Annotated in this window: 12 protein-coding genes; 7 read left to right on the top strand and 5 right to left on the bottom strand. The window is 38.7% G+C overall.

The window, feature by feature from the left end; genetic code table 11:
* Nucleotides 1-76 precede the first annotated feature (76 nt).
* Together ACE1ET_RS00580 and gltB are read right to left on the bottom strand one after the other, a co-directional pair.
* The gene (locus ACE1ET_RS00580; RefSeq protein WP_375726407.1) at nt 77-1501 is read right to left on the bottom strand and encodes a glutamate synthase subunit beta; all 1425 of its coding nucleotides are present in this window, start codon (nt 1499-1501) and stop codon (nt 77-79) included.
* A gap of 58 nt (nt 1502-1559) precedes the next feature.
* Entirely contained in the window at nt 1560-6068 is a 4509-nt protein-coding gene (gltB, locus tag ACE1ET_RS00575; protein ID WP_375726406.1) for a glutamate synthase large subunit, read from the bottom strand.
* Between the two features lie 347 nt (nt 6069-6415).
* On the opposite strand from gltB, the gene araA reads away from it, so the two are divergent.
* The 7 genes from araA to ACE1ET_RS00540 all read left to right on the top strand — a co-directional run bounded on the left by araA (nt 6416) and on the right by ACE1ET_RS00540 (nt 18879).
* Nucleotides 6416-7903, top strand: a complete 1488-nt coding sequence (gene araA, locus ACE1ET_RS00570; protein ID WP_375726405.1) for an L-arabinose isomerase — start codon at nt 6416-6418, stop codon at nt 7901-7903.
* A 205-nt stretch (nt 7904-8108) separates the two neighbouring features.
* Entirely contained in the window at nt 8109-10580 is a 2472-nt protein-coding gene (locus ACE1ET_RS00565; RefSeq protein ID WP_375726404.1) for a PAS domain-containing protein, read from the top strand.
* Nucleotides 10577-10978 (top strand): alternative ribosome rescue aminoacyl-tRNA hydrolase ArfB, encoded by a 402-nt coding sequence (gene arfB, locus ACE1ET_RS00560; RefSeq protein ID WP_375726403.1) that lies wholly within the window; start codon nt 10577-10579, stop codon nt 10976-10978. Before ACE1ET_RS00565 ends, arfB begins: the two co-directional genes overlap by 4 nt.
* Before the next feature lie 52 nt (nt 10979-11030).
* Nucleotides 11031-11912 carry a tetratricopeptide repeat protein gene (locus ACE1ET_RS00555; protein WP_375726402.1) on the top strand — a complete coding sequence of 294 codons (882 nt, stop codon included), beginning with the start codon at nt 11031-11033 and terminating at the stop codon, nt 11910-11912.
* 270 nt (nt 11913-12182) lie between these two features.
* Nucleotides 12183-15908, top strand: a complete 3726-nt coding sequence (locus ACE1ET_RS00550) for a PAS domain S-box protein (RefSeq protein ID WP_375726401.1) — start codon at nt 12183-12185, stop codon at nt 15906-15908.
* 80 nt (nt 15909-15988) lie between these two features.
* Nucleotides 15989-16939, top strand: a complete 951-nt coding sequence (locus ACE1ET_RS00545) for an alpha/beta hydrolase (protein ID WP_375726400.1) — start codon at nt 15989-15991, stop codon at nt 16937-16939.
* Complete coding sequence (locus ACE1ET_RS00540) at nt 16936-18879, top strand: peptidylprolyl isomerase (RefSeq protein WP_375726399.1); 1944 nt, start codon at nt 16936-16938, stop codon at nt 18877-18879. The genes ACE1ET_RS00545 and ACE1ET_RS00540 overlap by 4 nt, the downstream gene beginning before the upstream one ends.
* Before the next feature lie 2 nt (nt 18880-18881).
* On the opposite strand, the gene ACE1ET_RS00535 is transcribed toward ACE1ET_RS00540, so the two are convergent.
* The 3 genes from ACE1ET_RS00535 to ACE1ET_RS00525 all read right to left on the bottom strand — a co-directional run bounded on the left by ACE1ET_RS00535 (nt 18882) and on the right by ACE1ET_RS00525 (nt 22177).
* Nucleotides 18882-19394 (bottom strand): RDD family protein, encoded by a 513-nt coding sequence (locus ACE1ET_RS00535; protein ID WP_375726398.1) that lies wholly within the window; start codon nt 19392-19394, stop codon nt 18882-18884.
* 80 nt (nt 19395-19474) lie between these two features.
* A complete protein-coding gene (locus ACE1ET_RS00530; RefSeq protein WP_375726397.1) occupies nt 19475-20419 on the bottom strand; it encodes a glycoside hydrolase family 43 protein in 945 nt (314 codons plus the stop codon).
* 93 nt (nt 20420-20512) lie between these two features.
* Nucleotides 20513-22177, bottom strand: a complete 1665-nt coding sequence (locus ACE1ET_RS00525) for a rhomboid family intramembrane serine protease (RefSeq protein WP_375726396.1) — start codon at nt 22175-22177, stop codon at nt 20513-20515.
* Nucleotides 22178-22273: the final 96 nt, after the last annotated feature.

Raw genomic sequence — 22273 nt, 5'->3', positions numbered from 1 at the left:
ACCGGATCAACAAAAGCAAAAGAGCTGCTACCGAAAACCGGCAACAGCTCTTTTTATCGTTTGAAAAATCGCTAAATTATGCGTTCAAAAACTGGTGAACCTTTGCAGCCATCTGGCGGGCATCATCTATTGCACGAACAACCAGACTGGCACCCATAGCGGCATCACCCGCTGCAAACACCTTATCATTAGAGATGGATTGTCTGTTTTCGTTCACTTTAATGTTACCTCTACCGTCAAGTTCAAGTCCAAGTTCGTTTACAAGTCCTTCGTGTACACAATGTACAAAACCCATGGAAAGCAAAACCAGGTCACAATCAATCACCTTGTTTGATCCCTGTATTTCAACCATTTCCATGCGTCCGTCTGAATTTTTACGCCATTCCACTGTAACAACTTCAGCCTGTTTTACCTTTCCGTTTTCTCCGATAAAACGTTTGGTAGCCAAAGCCCATTCACGCTCGCAACCTTCCTCGTGTGACGATGAAGTCTTCATCACATTTGGCCAGTAAGGCCATGGATTACCAAATGCACGTTTTGTTGGTGGTTTTGGCATGATCTCGATCTGGCGAACCGCTTTAGCTTTCTGACGGATTGAAGTTCCCACACAGTCGCTACCGGTATCACCACCACCTATTACCAGTACGTTTTTATTTTCTGCCAGAATACGCTCTTTAGCCTCATATTTCTGACCTCTGTTTACTTTGTTCTGCTGTTTCAGAAAGTCCATTGCATAGTGTATTCCATCCAGATCACGTCCTTCCGCAGGCAGATCCCTGGGTTTCATCGCACCGATAGCCAACACTACTGAATCATATTCTTTCAGCAGTTGTTCGCCGGTTATATCCACACCCACGTTGGTATTGGTTTTAAACTCAACACCTTCATCTACCAGAACCTCAAGGCGACGGTCAATAACTTTCTTGCTCAGTTTAAAATCCGGTATACCATAACGCAACAAACCTCCAATGGCATCGTCCTTTTCAAAAACGGTCACCGAGTGTCCCCAGGCATTCAGTCGCTCAGCGGCTGACAGACCTGCCGGTCCGCTACCGATGACGGCCACTTTCTTGCCAGTCCTCACCTTGGGCGGCTTCGGCACTACATACCCAAGTGCAAATGCTTTCTCTGCAACAGAGCACTCATTCTCACGTATGGTCACCGATTCGTTATGAATATTCAATACACATGATTTCTCGCACAAAGCCGGACAAATACGTCCCGTAAATTCAGGAAATGCGTTCGACTCTGTTAATATTTCATATGCTTCTTTATAATTTCCTCTGTAAAGTGCATCCTGCCATTCCGGGATTTTACTTGCTACAGTACAAGCCCAGTGGCAAAAAGGCACACCACAATCCATACATCTGGAAGCCTGAAGTTTGCGATCCTCATCGTTCAGCGTCTGTTCCACTTCACTGAAGTCCTCAATACGCTCCTCAATCGGTCGGTATCCTCCATCTTTTTTGGCAACTTCCATAAAACCTTTTGGATTTCCCATCTTAATATATTTTTATTCGGGTCAAACCCTTGTAATCAATTAAATTTTCTAACACTTTTTAATAATGAACCGAAGGTGTATCTTCTGTCTGTTTCAGTTTCTTATTCAGTTCCCTGATCTTCATCTCTTCCATTACTTTCTTGTATTCGAACGGAATAACCTTAACAAACTTCGGCAGATACTCGTACCAGTTCACCAGAATTTCTCTTGCCTTATCACTGTTGGTATGTAACAGGTGGTTATTGATCATTTCCTGTAGTTCTGTGATATCTGCCCTGTCTTCCAGCGGACCGATTTCAACCAGACCTTTATTACAATAGAAATCAAAATCACCTCTTTCATCCAGCACATAAGCAATACCACCACTCATACCGGCAGCAAAGTTACGTCCGGTTGAACCGAGCACCACCACACGTCCACCAGTCATGTACTCACAACAGTGGTCTCCGGCTCCTTCCACAACGGCGCTTGCTCCCGAGTTACGTACGGCAAAACGCTCACCGGCAACACCACGAATATAAACTTCACCGGCAGTTGCACCATACAACGAGGTATTACCGATAATGATGTTCTCTTCAGGCTTAAATTTAGAACCTGACGGTGGAACAACGGTAATACGCCCTCCGGAAAGGCCTTTGGCTATGTAATCGTTGGTATCACCTTCCAGTCGAAATGAGACACCTTTTACAAGGAAGGCACCGAATGACTGACCGGCTGACCCTGTAAAAGTACAGTTAATGGTATTTGCCGGCAGGCCTTCTTCACCAAAGCGCTTGCTGATTGCTCCCGATAACATGGCACCGACGGTACGGTCAGTATTCTTGATATCTTTTGCAATCCAGACTTTTTCCTTGCTTCTGATGGCTGGATTTGCCAGTTTAATTAATTCTCTGTCAAGCACATCATCAATCTTATGTACCTGATCGTGTGTATTATGAATATCGAATGTTTTTCCTTCTTCAGGGAAATAAAGCAAGGGTTTAAGATCAATTCCCTTGGCTTTCCATCCAATATTTTCTGTATCCAACTCGATCAAATCTGTTCGTCCAATGATTTCATCCATTTTACGGAATCCCATTTCAGCAAGGTTCTCCCTGACTTCCTGGGCAATAAAATGGAAGAAGTTTACCACAAATTCAGACTTACCTATAAAACGTTTTCTCAGTACTTTATTTTGTGTGGCAATACCGGCAGGACAAGTATTCAGGTGACATTTACGCATCATAATACATCCGAGTGTGATAAGTGCAGATGTTGCAAAACCAAATTCTTCAGCACCGAGTAATGCCAGCTTAATGACATCCGTACCGTTTTTTAGCTGTCCGTCGCTCTGAATTTTAACACGACCACGAAGATTGTTCATCACCAGCGTTTGCTGTGTTTCTGCCAGACCAACTTCAACCGGCATACCGGCATGTTTAATAGAACTGATCGGAGAAGCACCGGTTCCGCCATCACCACCAGAGATGATGATAAGGTCGGCATGTGCTTTAGAAACACCGGCAGCAATTGTACCTACGCCATTTTCCGAAACCAGCTTCACTGAGATTTTGGCATCCGGGTTAGTACATTTCAGGTCATAGATCAGCTGAGCCAAATCCTCGATAGAATAAATATCGTGATGCGGCGGAGGTGAAATCAATGTAATACCCGGTGTTGAATTACGGGTCTTTGCAATAATCCGGTTCACCTTATGCCCGGGCAACTGACCACCTTCACCAGGTTTTGCCCCCTGAGCTATTTTAATCTGAATTTCATCGGCATTCACAAGATAGTTGTTGGTCACACCAAAACGACCAGATGCGACCTGCTTGATAGAAGAACGCTTCGGTGTATTGAAACGCAACGGATCTTCACCACCTTCACCAGTGTTACTTCTACCGCCCACTTTATTCATGGCTACAGCCAGAGCTTCGTGCGCTTCTTTGGAAATTGAACCGTATGACATCGCTCCGGTAATAAAGCGCTTCATAATTTCGCTTACCGGCTCAACTTCGGAAATATCAATAGGATTGCGTTTAACCTTGAACGATCCTCTTAAGAATGCATGCCGGTTTTGTTTGTCAATCAGACGTGAATACTCTTTAAATTTTCCGTAATCATTATGGCTGGTAGCCCACTGCAATAAACCAATGGTTTCCGGGTTCCAAGCATGATGCTCTCCGTTACGACGGTAAGCATACGTACCATTCATCTGGAAATTATCAGGTGTCATAACATCATAAGCTTTATTATGACGCATAATGGATTCCTTGGCAATTTCTTCCAATCCCACACCTCCAATACGACTCATGGTTGTTGTAAAGTACTTTTCAACAACATCCCGCGATACGCCAACAGCCTCATACATTTGAGCACCATGGTATGAACGTAACGTAGAAATACCCATTTTAGACATGATCTTCAGAAGCCCTTTACTTATACCCTTGATATAATTTTCACGGGCCTTTGGATAGTCCATCTTAATTTTTCCGGTTTCGCACTGATCACAAATAACGGCGAATGCTACATACGGATTAACTACCGATGCACCATAAGCCAGCAACAATGCAAAATGGTTCACTTCCCTGGCCTCACCAGTCTCAACAATCAAACCGGTCTGCATACGTTTTTTTGCACGTATCAGGTAGTGATGAACCGCTGAAACCGCCAGCAGTGAAGGAATAGCTATATGATCGTGATCAATGGCACGATCAGAAAGTATAATATAATTTTTATTCTCGTCAACTGCTTTCTCAGCATCCTTACACAAATTTTCAAGTGCTTTCTCCAACCCTTTCTCCCCTTCTTTTGCCGGGAACATCATTTTCAGGGTAACATGAGAAAACTCTTCATGCTTCAGATCTTTAATTTTGCCAAGGTCCGTATTTGTAATAATAGGCTGATCAAATTTTATCAGCTTACAAATGTCCGGCGATTCTTCCAGAATATTCTGGTTCACTGAACCAATATAATTGGTTAGAGACATTACCAGTCCTTCACGAATTGAGTCAATTGGTGGATTAGTAACCTGGGCAAATGTCTGTTTAAAATAGTTGAAAAATAATTGTGAATTGGGCGATAATACGGCCAGTGGCGTATCATTACCCATGGAACCTGTTGGTTCCTGACCGTTAATGGCCATAGGTTCAAGAATATCCTTAACATCTTCTTTTGAATAATCAAAAACTTTAAGGTATTCACTGTATTTATCACCGAGCTGAGAAGGCACCCGCTTAATAACCTGAATATCTTCAAGTTCCATTCGGTTCTCTTTCAGCCAGTTCTGATAAGGGTTACGTCTTGTCAATTCGGCCTTAATTTCCTCATCCGGTATTATGATACCAAACTGAGTGTCGACCAGCAAAATTTTACCCGGACGCAAACGACCTTTATATACGATGTCTTCAGCAGGAAATGTCTGAACACCAACTTCCGATCCCATAACAATAAGGTCGTTCTTGGTGATCACATAACGCGATGGTCTTAAACCGTTTCTGTCGAGCGTTCCACCAATATAACGTCCATCGGAAAATACAATGGAAGCTGGACCATCCCATGCTTCCATAATGGTGGAATGATATTCGTAGAATGCTTTCAGGCTATCCGGAATCGGGTTCTTTTCGTTGAAAGATTCCGGGATCAGCATGCTGAGTGCATGCGGTAAAGACCTTCCTGCCATGAACAGAAATTCCATAGCATTGTCAAGCGACGCGGAGTCACTTTTGTTCGGCTCAATGATAGGAAATACTTTCTTAAGGTCATCCCCGAGAAGGTCAGACTTCAGAAGCGCTTCACGAGCCTGCATCCATAAACGGTTACCACGAATGGTGTTAATCTCACCATTGTGTGCAATAAACCTGAATGGCTGCGCCAAATCCCATGTTGGGAATGTATTGGTAGAAAAGCGTGAATGCACCAGTGCAATGGCACTGATAAACTTAGGATGATTAAGGTCTAGATAATACTGCCCCACCTGTTCAGGTGTTAACATCCCTTTGTAAACCAATACTTTTGTTGATAAACTGGGTAAATAAAACTTACCCTTTTCCTGAAACTTGGAATCACGAATCTTCCGTTCTGTGATTTTACGTACCACATAAATCTTGCGCTCGAGCACATCCTGCTCCAGATTTCCTGTAACAAAAACCTGTTTAATCTTTGGTTCTGTGCGCATAGCAATCTCACCTATCGCGGTACTGTCTACCGGTACATCACGATAACCAATGATTTGAAGACCTTCTTCCTTTGCCGTTTCGTTAAATACTCCCATGCAACTATCCGCTTCATACGGATCGTTGGGCAAAAACATTAACCCGGTACCATATCTTCCGGGCGATGGAACTTTTATTCCCTGCGACACGATAAAATCGTGTGGTACCTGCACCAAGATACCTGCTCCGTCTCCTGATTTATTATCAGCACTTTCTGCACCCCTGTGAGTCATATTCACAAGAACCTCTAATCCCCTCTGGATTATTTCCTGGGATTTATGTCCTTTGATATGAGCCACAAAGCCGATGCCACAATTGTCATGCTCATTAGCGGGATGGTACATTCCCTGAGCTTTTGGTAATCCACTCTGCATACTCTAATTTTTTAGGAACTCAGTCAAAAAAATATTTTAAAGAACGTCACCTAACATGGTGTTTTTCAAAAAGATAAAATCTTGTCTCTTGTCAAAATATCAAAATTTAACGGTTTTTGGCCGTTTTTATTGACAGTTTGTCGCAAAAATAGGCTAAATGCTTATAAGTTCCAAATATTAAATTTACAATATATGTTTTATAACAATATTATAGAACAGTTTTAACAATTTTACATGAAACGTAACAAGGAAAAGGAAAAATATTTTTTAAGTGTATTATTTACATTTAACTTTTTACTATCTTTGTTGCTTAATTGAAATCAGTAATCAACATTAAATATACTAAAATGGAAAATCTTAAAAGTCTGGAAGTTTGGTTCATCACAGGTAGTCAGCATTTATATGGACCTAAGACCCTTCAACAGGTTGATGAGCATTCTGCACAGATTGCAAAAGCATTCAATGACAATCCCAAAATTCCCGTTAAAATTGTATTTAAACCAGTTTTAAAAACTCCGGACGAAATTTACACGTGTTGTCTTGAAGCCAATACTAATCCGAACTGTATAGGTTTAATAACCTGGATGCATACCTTCTCTCCTGCAAAAATGTGGATCAATGGATTAAGCGTACTGAACAAGCCATTTGTACATTTACACACACAGTTCAACCGGGATATTCCATGGAATGAAATCGATATGGACTTTATGAACCTGAATCAATCGGCACATGGAGACCGCGAATTTGGTTTCATTTGTACAAGGTTACGTAAGGAACGTAAGGTAATTGTTGGACACTGGCAGGATGAAAAAGTTGTGGATCAGTTAGCTGTATGGACAAGAGCAGCAGTTGGTTATCATGAATCCAAGAATCTTAAAATTTGTCGCTTTGGTGATAACATGCGTTACGTTGCAGTAACTGAAGGTGACAAAGTTGAAGCCAATAAAGTGTTTGGCTGGCAGGTGAATGCACATGGTGTAGGTGAGCTTGTTAAGAGCATGGATAATGTAAAAGATGAAGAAATTGACGCTGTTGTTAAGGAATACAACGAAAAATATAATCTGGAAGACATGTCCAGTAAAAATGTTCGTTACCAGGCTAAAATAGAGCTTGGGATGAAGAAGTTTTTGGACAAATTTGGTTACAAGGCATTTACAACCAACTTTGAAGATCTTCACGGTCTGGAACAACTTCCCGGACTTGCATCACAACGCTTAATGGAGCAGGGATATGGTTTTGGTGCTGAAGGTGACTGGAAACAATCAGCACTGGTGCGCATTATGAAAGTGATGGCAACGGGTCTTGAAGGTGGTTGTTCTTTCATGGAAGACTATACATACCATTTGGATCCTGCTCAACCGGCTATTTTAAGTTCTCACATGCTGGAAATTTGTCCTTCCATCGCTAAAGGGAAACCAAATATTGAGGTTCATCCTTTAGGCATTGGTGGCAAAGATGATCCTGCCCGTCTTGTATTTGACGTACCGGAAGGACCTGGTGTAAATGCCTCCGTTGTGGATATGGGCGGCAGAATGCGTTTGATCGTTAACCCGGTTAACTGTATCAAGTCTAACCCTCTTCCGAAATTACCGGTTGCAAGAGCATTCTGGATTCCGGAACCAAATCTGGAAATCGGAGCTGCAGCGTGGATATTTGCAGGTGGTGCACATCATACCAGCTTCAGTATGGCACTGAACAAAGAATATTTCCAGGACTTCGCTGAAATGGCTGGCCTGGAACTTGTCGTAATAGATAATAATACAACCATTCCTGAATTCAAAAAAGAGTTACGCTGGAATGACATGTACTATCTTTTAGCGAATGGTGTAAAATAAAATACACATACAATAATATTTGTTTATAAAACCCGGTAAGAACCGGGTTTTATTTTTTTTAATTACTCCTTTTTCAAAAGCCTGAACAAAACATTCACCGCTTAATATTTCTAAACCGAAATACTCAACGATATAATAATATAGTTATCAACATTAAATAATTGTTAATTATTTTTTTATTAAATTCGTAGACTGTTTATCGTTTATGAAAAAAGTTGAAAACAAAGGCAATAAAAGGTCCAGGGTTGAATTGAGAATTGTTATTACATTTCTTATTGTAGGTGTACTGTGGATTATTGGTAGTGATTTCCTTGTTAGTTTATTAACTACAGATCCCCGGATACAGACATACAAAGGACTAATATTTGTTATATTGACTACTATTCTTATATACTTTCTGGTCAGAAAGGAATCCGTCAAACAGGATAAAATAAAAGCACAGATAAAATTAAAGGAACTTGAATACGAACACCTTATTGAAAATCAGGATGATTTGCTGGTAAAAGTAGATAAGCAAGGTCGTTTCCTGTATATAAACGAGAAATACTGCTCATTTTTTGGAAAATCAAAAGAGGAACTTCTCAACCAGAGTTTTATGCCACTGGTACATGAAGATGACAGACATTCTACGACCTTAAAAATGGAAGAATTGTATAAACCACCCTACAAAACAGTTGTGCAGCAAAGGGTTTATACACCAGACGGATGGAAATGGCTGGAATGGAAAGATACTGCTATTGTTAATGACAAAGATGAAGTATATGAGATTATTGCCATTGGCCGGGATATAACAGATAAAAAAGAAGTTGAATTTCTGATCAGGGCGGCACATGAAGAACTCGAAACTTTCTTCGCTCTTACTCCAGACCTTTCCTGTATTGTCAAGTCTGACGGAACCTTTCTAAAAGTAAATAAATCGTGGGAGAGAATACTTGGATATTCAATAGATGAACTTCTCAATACCTCATTTACAGAATTAATTCATCCCGAAGACCTCAATGACACCATGCTTCAGATAGATCAGCAAAAGACGGGGAAATCTGTAAAAGGTTTTATAAATAGATACAGGTGTAAGAGCGGAACCTATAGAACATTTGAATGGATGGGCACTCCACCCAATCAGGAAGGAATAATGTACGCAGTTGCCAGAGATATTACAGAACGAATTAAGATGGATCGCGAACTGAAGGAAAGCGAGGAGAAGTACAGAAAGCTTTTTGAGCAATCCAATGATCCGGTACTTTTAATTGAAGGCGAAAAATTTATTGAATGTAATCAGGCAACGGTTAAATTACTGGAATATAACAGCAAAAAAGATATAGTCGGCAAACATCCATGGGATCTGTCCCCTGAATTTCAACCTGATGGGCAACCCTCATATAAAAAAGCCGTCGATCTAATTGAAGAAGCTTTAAAAAGTGGATACAGCAGGTTTGAATGGGTTCATCAGAAGAAAGGCGGAAGGAATTTATGGATTGAAGTTTCACTAACCCCACTGAAAGAAAGAGGAGTTGACATTATTTATACCAATTGGAGAGATATAACCAAACGGAAACAATATGAAAAGGAATTACAAACCAGTCAGAGGAACTTTGAAATTATTGCAGAGAATACCTCTGATTTCATTCTGATTGTTGATCCTAACTTTTTAATTACCTATGTAAGCCCTTCTGTAAATCAGGTATTAGGATATTCACATGAAGAAATTACAAACAAAAACATTCTTCTGTTTGTACATAGCGATGACGTGGCATATGTAAAAAACAGAATTATGGAAGAGAGGCAGAAAAACATATTCTCTTCTACATTTATTAATAAAGCCCGGAAAAAAGACGGCACTGAAATCTGGATTGAATTATCTATAGAACGTATTATAAACAGCAACAATAAACAGGAGTATTCTGTATGTATTGGCAGGGATGTAACTGAGAGAATTAAGCATGAAGAAGAATTGAAGCATGCACTTGCTAAGGCACGCGAAAGTGATAAACTGAAATCTTCATTTCTTGCCAATATGAGCCATGAAATACGGACTCCTCTGAATGGAATTATCGGATTTTCCGAAATTCTTGCTACAGATTCAGAAATGGACGAAGAAACCCGTCATTCATACAGTAATATTATCAGAAAAAGCAGCAATCAGTTATTATCCATTTTGAATGATATACTGGATATTTCAAAAATTGAATCTCAGCAAATTGATTTAACTATTGTAGAAAACGAAATCAATACTCTGCTAAACGATATTTATGATCAATTCAAACCCAATGTAGAAGCAAAGGGACTTGATTTTAAACTCATCATACCTAAAAAAGCGGGCAAATTGAAAGTGATGGGTGACAATCAACGCATTCTCCAGATATTTGGAAATCTTCTTACTAATGCTATCAAATTCACGTCATCCGGTTCAATAGAAATAGGCATTGAACAGTTGAATAATGAATGGGTATTTTTTGTTGCAGATACCGGGAAAGGCATTAAGGATGAATATAAAGAAACTGTTTGGGACCGATTCATACAGGGAGATAGGCTCAGTTCTGATCAACACGGTGGCACAGGGCTTGGATTATCTATATGTAAAAGTCTGACGGAATTGATGCATGGAAAAATATGGTTGACATCTGAATATGGAAAGGGAAGTACTTTTTATTTTACGCTTCCGAAAAAACGGGTATGAAAAGAACGATTATTGAAAACGAATTATATTTTAATTTCACCAGAAGTTCAGGCGCCGGAGGGCAGCACGTCAATAAAGTCAGTACAAGGGTGGAATTAAGATTTAATGTATCCTCTTCTTCAGGCTTGTCTGACAGTGAGAAACAGTTAATTTTTCACAAACTTAGAAATCGAATCAATAATGATGATGAATTTATTGTAACATCACAGGCCTCACGCTCTCAATTTAAAAATAAGGAATCGGCCACAGAACGTTTTTTCAGCCTGATCGAGTCTGCTCTAAAACCGCAAAAAAAGAGAAAACCTACACATCCTTCCCGCCAGTCAGTCGTTAAACGGCTTGAACGTAAGCATCAAAAATCAGAATTAAAGCAATTGCGCCGTAAACCCGATTTGTGAAGTTTTGCCAGTGCCCGATTAGTTGTTACCTTTGCGGCCTATAATGTATGATATGAGTAAATTTCTTTTCCTTCTTATAGTAGTTTTTTTGCTTTCATCGTGTGGAACACCAAAGCAAATTACGGAACTTAACACAGAAGCCTACAAGCTGGCTGCTGAAAGCAATACACAGGGTGCACTTCAAAAGACTGAGGATATAATTGCCTTCTATGAATCAAAACATAAAGTTGCAAGTGATTCAACGTATGCTTTTGCAGGTGAACTGGCTTTAAAATCAGGCAACAATGATAAAGCACTTACCTATCTCAACAAAGCAATTGAGAACGGTAACAGCAGGCCGGAAACCTATTATAATATCACTCAGGCATATAAAAGATCCAATAATCTGTCTTTTGAAATCTCTTCCCTGGAAAAGTTTTTAGAAAAGTTTCCGGACAGTGAATTAAAAATTTCAGCACAAAAAGAACTTATGACTGCATACATAGAAAGTGAAAACTGGACAAAAGCAGAAATCCTTTGGAAAAATATTGATGATACCCAAAAATCTGATACCGGTCTGCTTGAAGACTATGTCATCCTTCAGAACAATCTTGAAAACTCAGAAGAAGCTTATAATTATGCCATTAAACTTTTTGCTGCAGATCAAAAAAACAGTACTGCGCTGTTTACACTCGGATCACATTATTACAACAAGGCCGAAAACCTTTACAATACAGAAATGGCAGCTTATGAAAAACACAAAACACGCCGCCAGTATGCCTATCTTGTTGATCAGCTGAAAATTGCAACAAAAGATTATCAGGCCGCAAAAAAATACTTTGAAAAACTATATAAACTCAATCCTCAAAAAGAATATGCCGGATACCTGGCAAACATAAACGCACGGCTCAACAATAAAAAACAAGCAGATTATTACCGAAATTTGGCTAAGTAACATTTATAGGGATGTGTAATTTACCCATATAAATGTTAAATCTACAAACCCTAGACTACGTGTATTTACCTAATCAGTCAACACAAAATAACAATTTATTATTATTAAGGTAAATTTTAATAAACATAACATTTATTAGATTAACAATCCATTAAACCTTTTCAGCAAAGTCAATCGCTATCCAAATATTCGTATTTTTACATTAACGCTTGGAATGTAGATTTATTAAAGCTACTTGCAATTTTAATTAATAGTTAACCCACGATAGCAATGTCGGATCGAATCTTAATTAAGAAAGGCCTAACTATATTGCATAGCAGAATTCATTCGCCTTTGGCAACCTGGGAATGGAATGCTGCTTTGGGTGTTGTTACTTGCTCTTCCAGGTTTTTCGAAATCCTGAACATTCCACCTGAAAAACACTATCTTTCCGTTGAAGAACAATCCTCATTTTTCACCTATAATGAACTCAAAAAATTAGTTGATGTATTAACGTTGGCTTTTACCGAGGGTGTACCTTTTGAAACAGAATTAAAGGTACGAAGAGAAAATGATGATTTCTTTTACTGCATGGTTTATGGTTATCCGCTACTGAATAAGAATAATGAAGTAATATCCGTTAATGGAACGCTAAAGGATATCACAAAAATCAACGAGGATAAATCGATTCTAAAAGAAGTACTTCAGTATCAGAAGGAGATATTTGATTTCAGTACTGAATCAATTTTCATCCTTGAAACAGAGGGCCACAAAATTGTTGAAATAAACAAAACATGTGAGGAACTCACCGGATATACTCAGGATGAGTTGTCGGGAAAGACCATTTTTGACCTGTGTGGCGAAAAGACTGTAAAAACTCTTGATAAAATATCCTCATATTTCAAAAAAGCTATAATAGACGATGAGCCCCAAACCTTTGACTGTCTTATAAAAAAGAGATCTGGTGATGAAATCTGGTTAGAAGTTTTAGCTAAATATGTTGAGATCAATAACGTTGAAAGAATTATATTATCTGCCAGGGATATTTCACAAAGAAAGCAGACCGAACAGCAAAGTCAAATTAACGAACTCAGACAAAAGTTTCTGATCAACATCTCGCTGTTTAAGGCAAAGGGCATGGAAGATCTGCTTGATTATGTGCTGGGAGAGGTTTTAAAGAATACTAAAAGTATATTTGGGTATCTGCATTATGTGGATGAAGAGAAGAAAGGAATTCTGGTTCTTAAAAATCTGAAAGACAGATTTGAAATACTAAGCAATGAGGAAAAGGAGACGTTTGGTTTACTTGAAGATAAATCGATATGGAATGATCTGGTATTGTTGCGCAGGCCCATTATAGATAATGATTTTAATATTCATCTGCATAAGAAAGATGTATTTACTACCGGCAGTAGTCACACCTTGAAGTTCATGAGTATTCCGATTTTCAAAAATAACCGTATTGTAGCAACTATAGCAGTTACAAATTCTAAAAAGGATTACCGGAATACAGATGTAGAACAGCTGATTTCCTTTATGGAGTCCATCTGGGAAATAATCGATCTGAAAGAATTCTCTGAACGCAACAAAGGAGAAGAAAACATCTATATGTCGGCTATCGACCAGGCGCCGTACATCATAGAACAGTATAACAAGGATGGTTTACAGGTTGCGGCGAATAAGGCCTACGAAAAACTGTGGGGTTTTCCGGCATCAACAACCATAAATTCCTTTAATATTCTGAAAAGCATCGAGATCAGAAATTCGGGTTTATATGAATATGTGCTGAAAGCTTATGACGGAGAATCCGTGATTGTGCCAGAATATCAGTACGATGCATCATACAATACAAGAACGCCACTCTGGTTCAACACGAGGATATATCCTGTAACAGATGATAAGGGATTTGTTAAGGGAATTACAGTTGTACATGAAGATGTTACAGAGCGTAAGCTTACGGAAATCAAAAATGATGGTGAACGGGAAAGCTTGAGAGAAAGATCAAGGTTAATATCAGGAATTATCGATAATATCCCGGCCTGTATATTCTGGAAAGATTCCCAGGGAGTATATAGAGGATGTAATAAACAATTTGCAATTCAGGCAGGATTAAGTACACCTGAAAGTATAGTTGGTAAAACAGATGACAACTTAAACTGGCCGAGACAATTAAGAAAATATCGCAGCAGGGATATTGAAGTTTTAAATTCTGGAGGTCCTGTTCTTAACTCCGAACTTAGCTACACGTCTGAAAACGGGAATACTGTATGGCTGAATACCTCTTTATTTCCGCTTCGTAAATCAGAAAACGGATTTGATGGTATTTTAGGAATCTACGAAGATATTTCTTCATTAAAACAACTGGAACTCTCGCTTGAAGAAAAAATTGAAAAAGCGCAACAACAACGTTTTTCTTTAGCAGAGCTGATTAACATTGAAGATCTTGAATCAATCTATAAATATGTTTCTGATGCGCTTTTCAGTCAATTTCCTGAATCCATACTTGCATTTACAAGCACAAATCAGAGCGAAACAAAACTCACTGTTAAATGTATTCGGGGGGTAGGTAAAGATGAAGAAGATGAGATCAGAACCATTACCAAATACAATATTTTTGGTAAAAATATAAACATCTACCCTACCAACTACGAGATTTACAAACGGAGTAAACTGGTTGAATTTAAAGGAGGACTTGACTTGTATTTCGGGATACAGTTTCCATCGTCAGATGCCCGTAAAATAGAAAATATTCTTAGTATCAATAACATCTATACCATGGGAGTTAACCATGGTGATAAACTACTAGGGGTTGTGCATTTCTTTTCCAAAAAGACATTAACCTCAGAAGAAAAGAGTGATATTGAATCCATTCTCCGTCAGGCTGCTTTTGTTATTGAACGCCGAACCCTGGATTTCAAGGATACTACGAGTCTGGACAGTATTTATCATACAATTGAAAATGCCAGCGATGCTATGTTGGTTTTAGAGACTAAAAATGGTATAGTAGCTGCTACCAATAAAAAATCGGAGGAACTGTTTAACAGGGTTACAGAAGATATGATAGGATTTCATTATTCATCCTTAATTCCTGCACCATTCCGTGATGATTTTAACAAAAAACTCAATGAAGCCATTAAGCAAAATAACCCGATAAACGGTGAATTTTGGGTTGATCATGTGCACGGAGATCATATTCCTGTTATCATTAGCAGTTCATTTATTTCAGCCTCAAATAAAAGTTACGTCCTGTTGGTACTGCATAATATAGATAAACGTAAAGAGGCTGAAACACTAATAGAACAGCAGAATAAGGAGTTACAACAACTTATTTCCACAAAAGATAAGCTTTTTTCAATAATCAGTCACGACTTAAAAAATCCATTAACCGGAATTGTTGGTTTTGCTGAAGTGGTTAAAGAAGAATTACCGGAAGATGAAGATTCAGAACTGACTAAATTTATGGATATCATTATTCGTTCAGCCGATTCCATGGTTTACCTGATCAATAACCTGCTACACTGGTCACGGATCCAACAGGGTGTCATTCAGCCTAAGTTTGCCAAAGTAAATATTTATGATATCGTTGAACGTGAATTTGAACTGTTATACACTGCTGCAACTAATAAAAAAATCGATCTCATAAACCAGGTAGATGCCAATACTCAGGCTTATGCAGATGGGGAAATGATATCCACCGTAATCCGTAACCTTGTTTCCAATTCAATAAAATTCACACAAAACGAAGGCACTATTTCTGTCAAAACTCTCACCAAAGGAAATACGATTGAAGTGACTATTAGCGACACAGGCATAGGTATGGACAATGAGATTGCAGACAACCTGTTTAAAATAAACAACGAAACCCAGCGAAAAGGCACGTCAGGGGAAAAAGGAACGGGCCTTGGATTGGTAATCTGTAAGGATTTTGTAGAACAAAACAATGGAACAATCTGGGTAGACAGCACGATCAATGTAGGTTCAAACTTCCATTTTACCTTGCCAAAATATAACGGCTGATATTTCTTTCATAAATCTTTAGTACTTTTAGAACCAAACCCCTTTTGCAGGGTTAAATAATTACATGAAATTTTTTGACTATGAAACATCGTCACTTTACATGGGTAATTTTCGGATTGCTGTCTATTGCATTTTTAAGCAGCTGTAAAAAATATCCACCTATTGAATCCAAAAATCTCGATAGTAAATCCTTTATGGATTCTTCTTTGATAGTCCCGTCAAAATATCTTATTTCAGCACTTGACTCAACTCCGGACATAACAAAACCTGTTATTATAGCAGCCCATGGCTATACAGCTACACCCTTCGAATGGTTTGAATTTGCACAATACCTTTCTAAACAGGATAGCCCCGTTTATATCTCACGGGTTCTGCTTGGAGGGCATGGCAGAGATTATGACACATTTAATAAAACAACCTGGCAGGACTGGCAGAAACCCATTCTGGATGAGTATGAAAAGCTTTATCATGAAGGATTCAGGAAGATCTCCCTTGCAGGATCATCAACAGGATGTCCGCTTATTCTTGATCTGATAGTCAAAAATGCTTTTGACACACTGGTTGAACCTGAAAATGTATTTTTTATTGATCCCATAATTGAACCTTCCAATAAGTTGTTAAATTATGTAGGTATCCTTGGAAAATTTCTGCCGTATGTGGAAGTGGATGTTACAGATTATGAGGCCAGATACTGGTATAAGTACCGGGGAGAAAAAAGTCTTGTTCAGCTGAATAAATTATTGAAAGTAAGCCGGAAGAATCTGAAAAAAGGAATTACACTACCGTCAGAAACACAACATTTTATGGTCTGGAAGGTTAAACAGGATGACTCTGCTGCCCCCGAAAGCGCCCGCTGGCTGTACGATGGGGTGCATTTTAGCGACGGATCTGCCATTGACACTGTCATGCTTAATTCCAATCTTCATGTGTTTACCCGTTTAAAGGGAAGAGCTGCATATTCGGATCAGGACAAAGAACTACAACAGGAAGCATTTAATACCATTTATCACACAACTACAGACACTAAATGAAGTACTTAATATTACTATCGGGACTTGTACTGACAATATTGGCTTGTCAGCCAAAACCGCGCCCCATAAAGCTGAATAAATTTGAGGATATTCAACTCCAGAAAATATATACCTATCAGTACAACAGGCAACCAGACAGTCTGATAAATTACCTGAAAAGTGAAAATCCAGTCTACCGTGCCGAAGCGGCATTATCCTTCTCATCCATACAGGATAGTGGTTACCTGTCATATTTGTATCCATTGCTGAACGATCCCGACACTTCTGTTCGCATTAATGCTGCCTTTTCCATCGGTCAGTGTGGCGCCATATCGGCGGAACCCATACTAATTGCATCCATTTCATCCGAAAATGATGCAAAAGTTAAAGCCACCAAACTTGAGGCTTTGGGCCGGGTTGCGACTTCCAAAGGATTAGCATTCATTGCCAAATACCCGGAAGCAAATGACACCGTTAAAGGAGGTATAGCCTGGGGAATATACCGTGCAGGACTGAGAAATATTAATAGCGACGAAGCTCTGTCTGTCATGCTGAATGATGCGAATGAAAAAGCACCTTTTGAAGCCAGACTGGCGTCAGGACATTATTTTTACAGAATACGAAAATATCCTGCTGATCTCAAAATAAAAGCTTTGCTCCTTTCTGTTTCTGACGGGAGTCCGGAGATCAGAATGATTTATACCCGTGTTCTTTCGGGTTATGCGGATGCCGATGTTCAAACCCGGCTGTTAAGTATTCTGAATGAGGATTCGGTTTATAATGTCCGTATTTCAGCCATTAATGCATTAAAACCATTTCAAAATCCGCAGGTATACCAGACCATTTGGAATTCACTTCAAAACGATAAACACATTAGTGTAAAGCTTGCTGCGGCTCAATACATTGCAGCATCCGACATTAAACCTGATGATAATCTGATCAATTATGTTCAGACTGAAGAAAATGAAATTATCCGTGCCACATTGCTGGGTGCCTTTATGCAAAACGACATTGCTGAAACTGTTACGTCCATTGCAACTGACTATTTAAAAGCGTCTGATGACAGATTTGAGAAACAGTTACTGATCAAATCACTTTTAATGCGGAAAGAGAACTTCAAACAGGTATTTGATGACATGAAATCGTTTGAGGACCGGGATTTTATTCTTTCTGTGGCCTATACGCTCAACGACATGCTCGATAATGGAAAAATTGCAGCTGGAGAATTTACATCCCTTCTTTCAGGATGGCTTACAACAAACAATCCTTATCTGGTAAGACAAGCCGCATGGTTCACAACAAAACCGGGATTTATTCACAGTACGCTTTTAACCGGTCAGCTAAAGGATGCTTTAAGCAGGTTTGAAAATTTTAAGGACAAAACAGTTCCTGATGCCATAAAAAAGGCAATTGAACGATCTCAAAATGGTGAAGTAACTGATGAAAACTGGGATCCCGAATATTACGAGCAACCCGAAACCTTTGAATCGTTTAACTGGAATAAAATTGTTACCATTCCATCGGATCTCAAAATAGACGTATATACCGAAAAAGGAAAATTTACCATGCAGCTGATGGTGGAAGATGCGCCTTTTTCGGTACGCCACTTTGTTGACCTGATTAAGGAAGATTTTTTTGAAGGAGCACCATTTTACAGGGTCATACCCAATTATGTAAAACAAGCTGGTGGAGCCAAAGAACCAGGTTTTGATGCAATCGCCAATGAGCGCATAAGATCAGAATTCAACCATTACAAATTCAGAAGTAATGTGGTGGTTATGGCCTCTGCCGGCCGTGATACGGAATCCAGTCATTTTGCAATTATGATATCACCTGCTCCGTGGAACGATAACCGGTATACTGTATTTGGAAGAATAACCGGCAATAAGAAAGTAGTTCAGCATTTAATGCCGGGTGATCTGATTTATGGGATGGAAATATTGTGCAAATACAAGATCTGATATTACATCTCATCTAAAGAAAGTACAACTGTGGAAGATACAAAGTCATGTATCCCTCTTCTGTTCCTGTTAAAGGTAATGGTAAAAAACGAGATCCAGCCTAGAAGTACTTTCAACGTAAAACGCACACAGGCAGACCAAAAGCTAATTTTTTTGTCCGGGTCGCTTATTTTTCGCACCCTTATATTGGTTAGCAATTGTCCAAAAGTAGATCCGGTGGTTATTAAAATAGGTTCATAAAAGAAAATTACAAGAAAAAAGGTGATTCCCCTTATGATACCCGGTACGTTTTCAATCACTTCGTATATATAAGATATTGTAAGTGAAATTACAACAATGGCACATGCATCAATTAAAGTAGACACATATCTTCTTTTAATGGTTGGCATGTGATAAACCAATGAATAATCAATATTCTTCGGCTTTTCTTCGTTGGGTTGAATTATTTGGAAATCAGTTTTCTCAAGTCCAAGGACATCCTTTTCAATGACAAAATCTACTCTCTGATCGTTCATAACAACAGGTAATCAATTAATATTTACTTCTGTAAATATTCAGGTTTAAGCCTTAAAGATAACGGTTTTATTTTGAAAAGTTATTCAGCTGCTTCTGATTTTTTGATATTTTCCAGAATACTCTTTTTAACTTTAAATACAGAACCATGTCTGGTACCAGCAGGAAAGCTTAATTTATCAGATATTTCAGTCCAGTTTTTTAAATCATCAGATAAAACAGCACCCATGCTATGACGGGTATATTTATCAAAGTAAACCACCCACCCCATATCTGTTTTGGCTACTGTTGGTCCTTCCACCCAGTTATCGGTAATTGGCTTAGATGGCTCCGAATATCCACCGGTTAAATAATCACTGGTTGCAATTCTGATATTTTTTTCCGCCTTTGGATATTTGGTTTCATTTTTAACAAACATCACGTATTTACCGCCAATCTTCTGAATAGTGGCATCGATGGCGTTAAAGCCTTTATCGTAAAGCAATTTTGTATCAGTAAATGTTTTAAAATCCTTAGTTGTTGTATAGTACATTCTGTGATTATAGCCACTGTCGCCGGTTGAATCCGTTTCCTCAAATCTGCCCGGAATTGTTGTAGCCCAGTAAATCATATACCGGCTGGAATCCTTGTCGTAAAATAACTCTGGTGCCCAGCAGTTTCTGGCCCCCTTTTCATGTTCCATTACCGGTATAAACTTCTGTTCGGACCAGTTAATCAAATCCGGAGAACTGGCATAACCAATCCCCTTATCATTCCAGCTCACTGTCCACACCATGTGAAACAAACCATCGCCGCCCTTAATAATACAAGGATCCCGCATCAGTTTAGCATTTCCAACTTCCGGTGCTAAAAACGACTTATTGTCATTAAGAGCAGTCCAGGACAAACCGTCATAACTATATGCCAGGTGTAAACCATCCTGACCATTATTTTGAAAAAAGGAGAACATGTAGACTTCCTGTTCCGGTTTGGCACAGGATAAAAACAACAAAATAACTGCGAGGGTTGAGAATAGTTTTTTCATCATAATTACAGTAAATCTTAACGGCAACTAAAATATAAAAAAGATAGCTGGAAGCCATCAGATAAGAACAATAAGTTCAGGATTTCTTATAATCTGTTATTTTGTGGTAATTAACACAGCGCCATTCAGTCCTTTTTCACCATAAAACGATTTTGCAACATCAGGTGTGTAATAAGTCATTGTAATAATGGATGATATATCAAAGTTTTCCAAAGTTTCAACAGGATTTCCGTCAATTACATATAAAATATCTTCAAGATCTGCCAGTTTCTGCTCATTAGTCAAATAGTCGTTTTTAAACCTCCAGCTCAATACTGAAGAATTCATAATGCGTTTTACTTCAGGTTTGGAATCTCTGTAATCCAGAAATTCTTCAAGTAATTCAGCCTGACCTAATCCTGAACGAATCCGTGAGATGGTCTCCTCCACCTGATCTCTCTTGCTTTCCTCATATGCAAGCACTTTGGGATCTGTAACCAGTAAACTGTCCGGAGTTTCGTCTCCCTGAAGTCTACCTATAATCTTTTGCATTATTTTATCGTAATAGTAAATTCTGGCTGTGTATCTGGATGTATTTTCATCTATATTCCGCCGGATGTAACTGAAACATTCTATCCTGTAATTCGCATACCGTTCAAATAACGAAGCGATATAATAATGTTCATCCGTTAAACCATCTATCTGATTAATTTTAGCGGCAACCTCAATACATTTTTCAAATTCCGGGATACTTATATCATCTATGTAACTGATAAATTCATTCTGACTTCTGGTTCTGTCAAGCTCATAAAATTTAAGCGCCTTATTCTCGTGTGAATAAAACTCCTGATATAATTCATCCATTTCAGCTAATCTATCAGGAGACCTTAGAACTACTACAACACATGCAACAAATAGCAATATAACCGGAACCGAACCAACAATATATTCATGAAACACGGAATCCTTATGTTTTAAGGACGGATACAACGCATATCCAATCACCAAACCGCTGCATAAGCCTCCGATATGAGCTACATTATCGATACCTTCTTTCATACCTCCCAGCAGATTATATGCCACAAAAACTATCACACTGATTAATAATCCTGACCTGAGTTTCTTTTCAACAAATCCCGTCGTCAGTACAGCAATGTACACACCAAACAATCCGAATATCGCACCGGACGCACCTGCAGTGACCAAAGCACTGTCATGCCAGAGTGCAGTTGTAATTGCAGAAACTATACCGGTAATCATGAATGAAATGAATAATCTGTAATGCCCTATTAAACGTTCCAGATGCATTCCCACAAATATTAAGGCATAGAGATTAAAGAGCAAATGAATAATTCCAAAATGAATAAAATTGCTTGTTATCAGCCTCCAGAATTGGCCACCAAAGGATAATAATTTTGTATTGGCGCCCCATTTTATCATAGACTGGATATCCGGTTCAAAAATATGGGCACCCGATAAAAGCATTACCAAAAATACGATCAAAAGAACGGCAGCAAGAAATGTTGTAACCAGATGTTGTACCAGGAATTTAAAAAAAGGGTTCTCTTTTTTTACTTTCGGTTCAGGATTCAACAGACTTTCCATAGAATCATTCCGCTTTGATTCAGGTAACACAATTTTGCTCCTGTCTCCGGAAAAATTAATACAGTCGACTTCAAAGTCTGCAAGATCATCGGTCAGGCCACAAATAAGCCCCTTTTCTTTACTGAATTTACTGTTGTCACAAACACGGCAAAAACAAACATGTTCTTTTCTGGTCATCACAGGCAATTATAAAATTATCACTGTGGATGAAATTATAAGAAAAAACAGAATAATCCAAATTCCGATGATTACTCTGATGTAGGTCTTCTCCTG

The sequence above is a fragment of the Quyinboa mangrovi genome (assembly GCF_042219825.1).
Classification (GTDB): Bacteria; Bacteroidota; Bacteroidia; order Bacteroidales; family UBA5342; genus JBHJHP01.
This window is presented reverse-complemented; position numbering and strand designations above follow the sequence as displayed.

Excerpts from the sequence above, each read along its gene's own strand:
- ACE1ET_RS00580 (WP_375726407.1), bottom strand. The coding sequence starts at position 1,501 with ATGGGAAATCCAAAAGGTTTTATGGAAGTTGCCAAAAAAGATGGAGGA.
- gltB (WP_375726406.1), bottom strand. The coding sequence starts at position 6,068 with ATGCAGAGTGGATTACCAAAAGCTCAGGGAATGTACCATCCCGCTAAT.
- araA (WP_375726405.1), top strand. The coding sequence starts at position 6,416 with ATGGAAAATCTTAAAAGTCTGGAAGTTTGGTTCATCACAGGTAGTCAG.
- ACE1ET_RS00565 (WP_375726404.1), top strand. The coding sequence starts at position 8,109 with ATGAAAAAAGTTGAAAACAAAGGCAATAAAAGGTCCAGGGTTGAATTG.
- arfB (WP_375726403.1), top strand. The coding sequence starts at position 10,577 with ATGAAAAGAACGATTATTGAAAACGAATTATATTTTAATTTCACCAGA.
- ACE1ET_RS00555 (WP_375726402.1), top strand. The coding sequence starts at position 11,031 with ATGAGTAAATTTCTTTTCCTTCTTATAGTAGTTTTTTTGCTTTCATCG.
- ACE1ET_RS00550 (WP_375726401.1), top strand. The coding sequence starts at position 12,183 with ATGTCGGATCGAATCTTAATTAAGAAAGGCCTAACTATATTGCATAGC.
- ACE1ET_RS00545 (WP_375726400.1), top strand. The coding sequence starts at position 15,989 with ATGAAACATCGTCACTTTACATGGGTAATTTTCGGATTGCTGTCTATT.
- ACE1ET_RS00540 (WP_375726399.1), top strand. The coding sequence starts at position 16,936 with ATGAAGTACTTAATATTACTATCGGGACTTGTACTGACAATATTGGCT.
- ACE1ET_RS00535 (WP_375726398.1), bottom strand. The coding sequence starts at position 19,394 with ATGAACGATCAGAGAGTAGATTTTGTCATTGAAAAGGATGTCCTTGGA.
- ACE1ET_RS00530 (WP_375726397.1), bottom strand. The coding sequence starts at position 20,419 with ATGATGAAAAAACTATTCTCAACCCTCGCAGTTATTTTGTTGTTTTTA.
- ACE1ET_RS00525 (WP_375726396.1), bottom strand. The coding sequence starts at position 22,177 with ATGACCAGAAAAGAACATGTTTGTTTTTGCCGTGTTTGTGACAACAGT.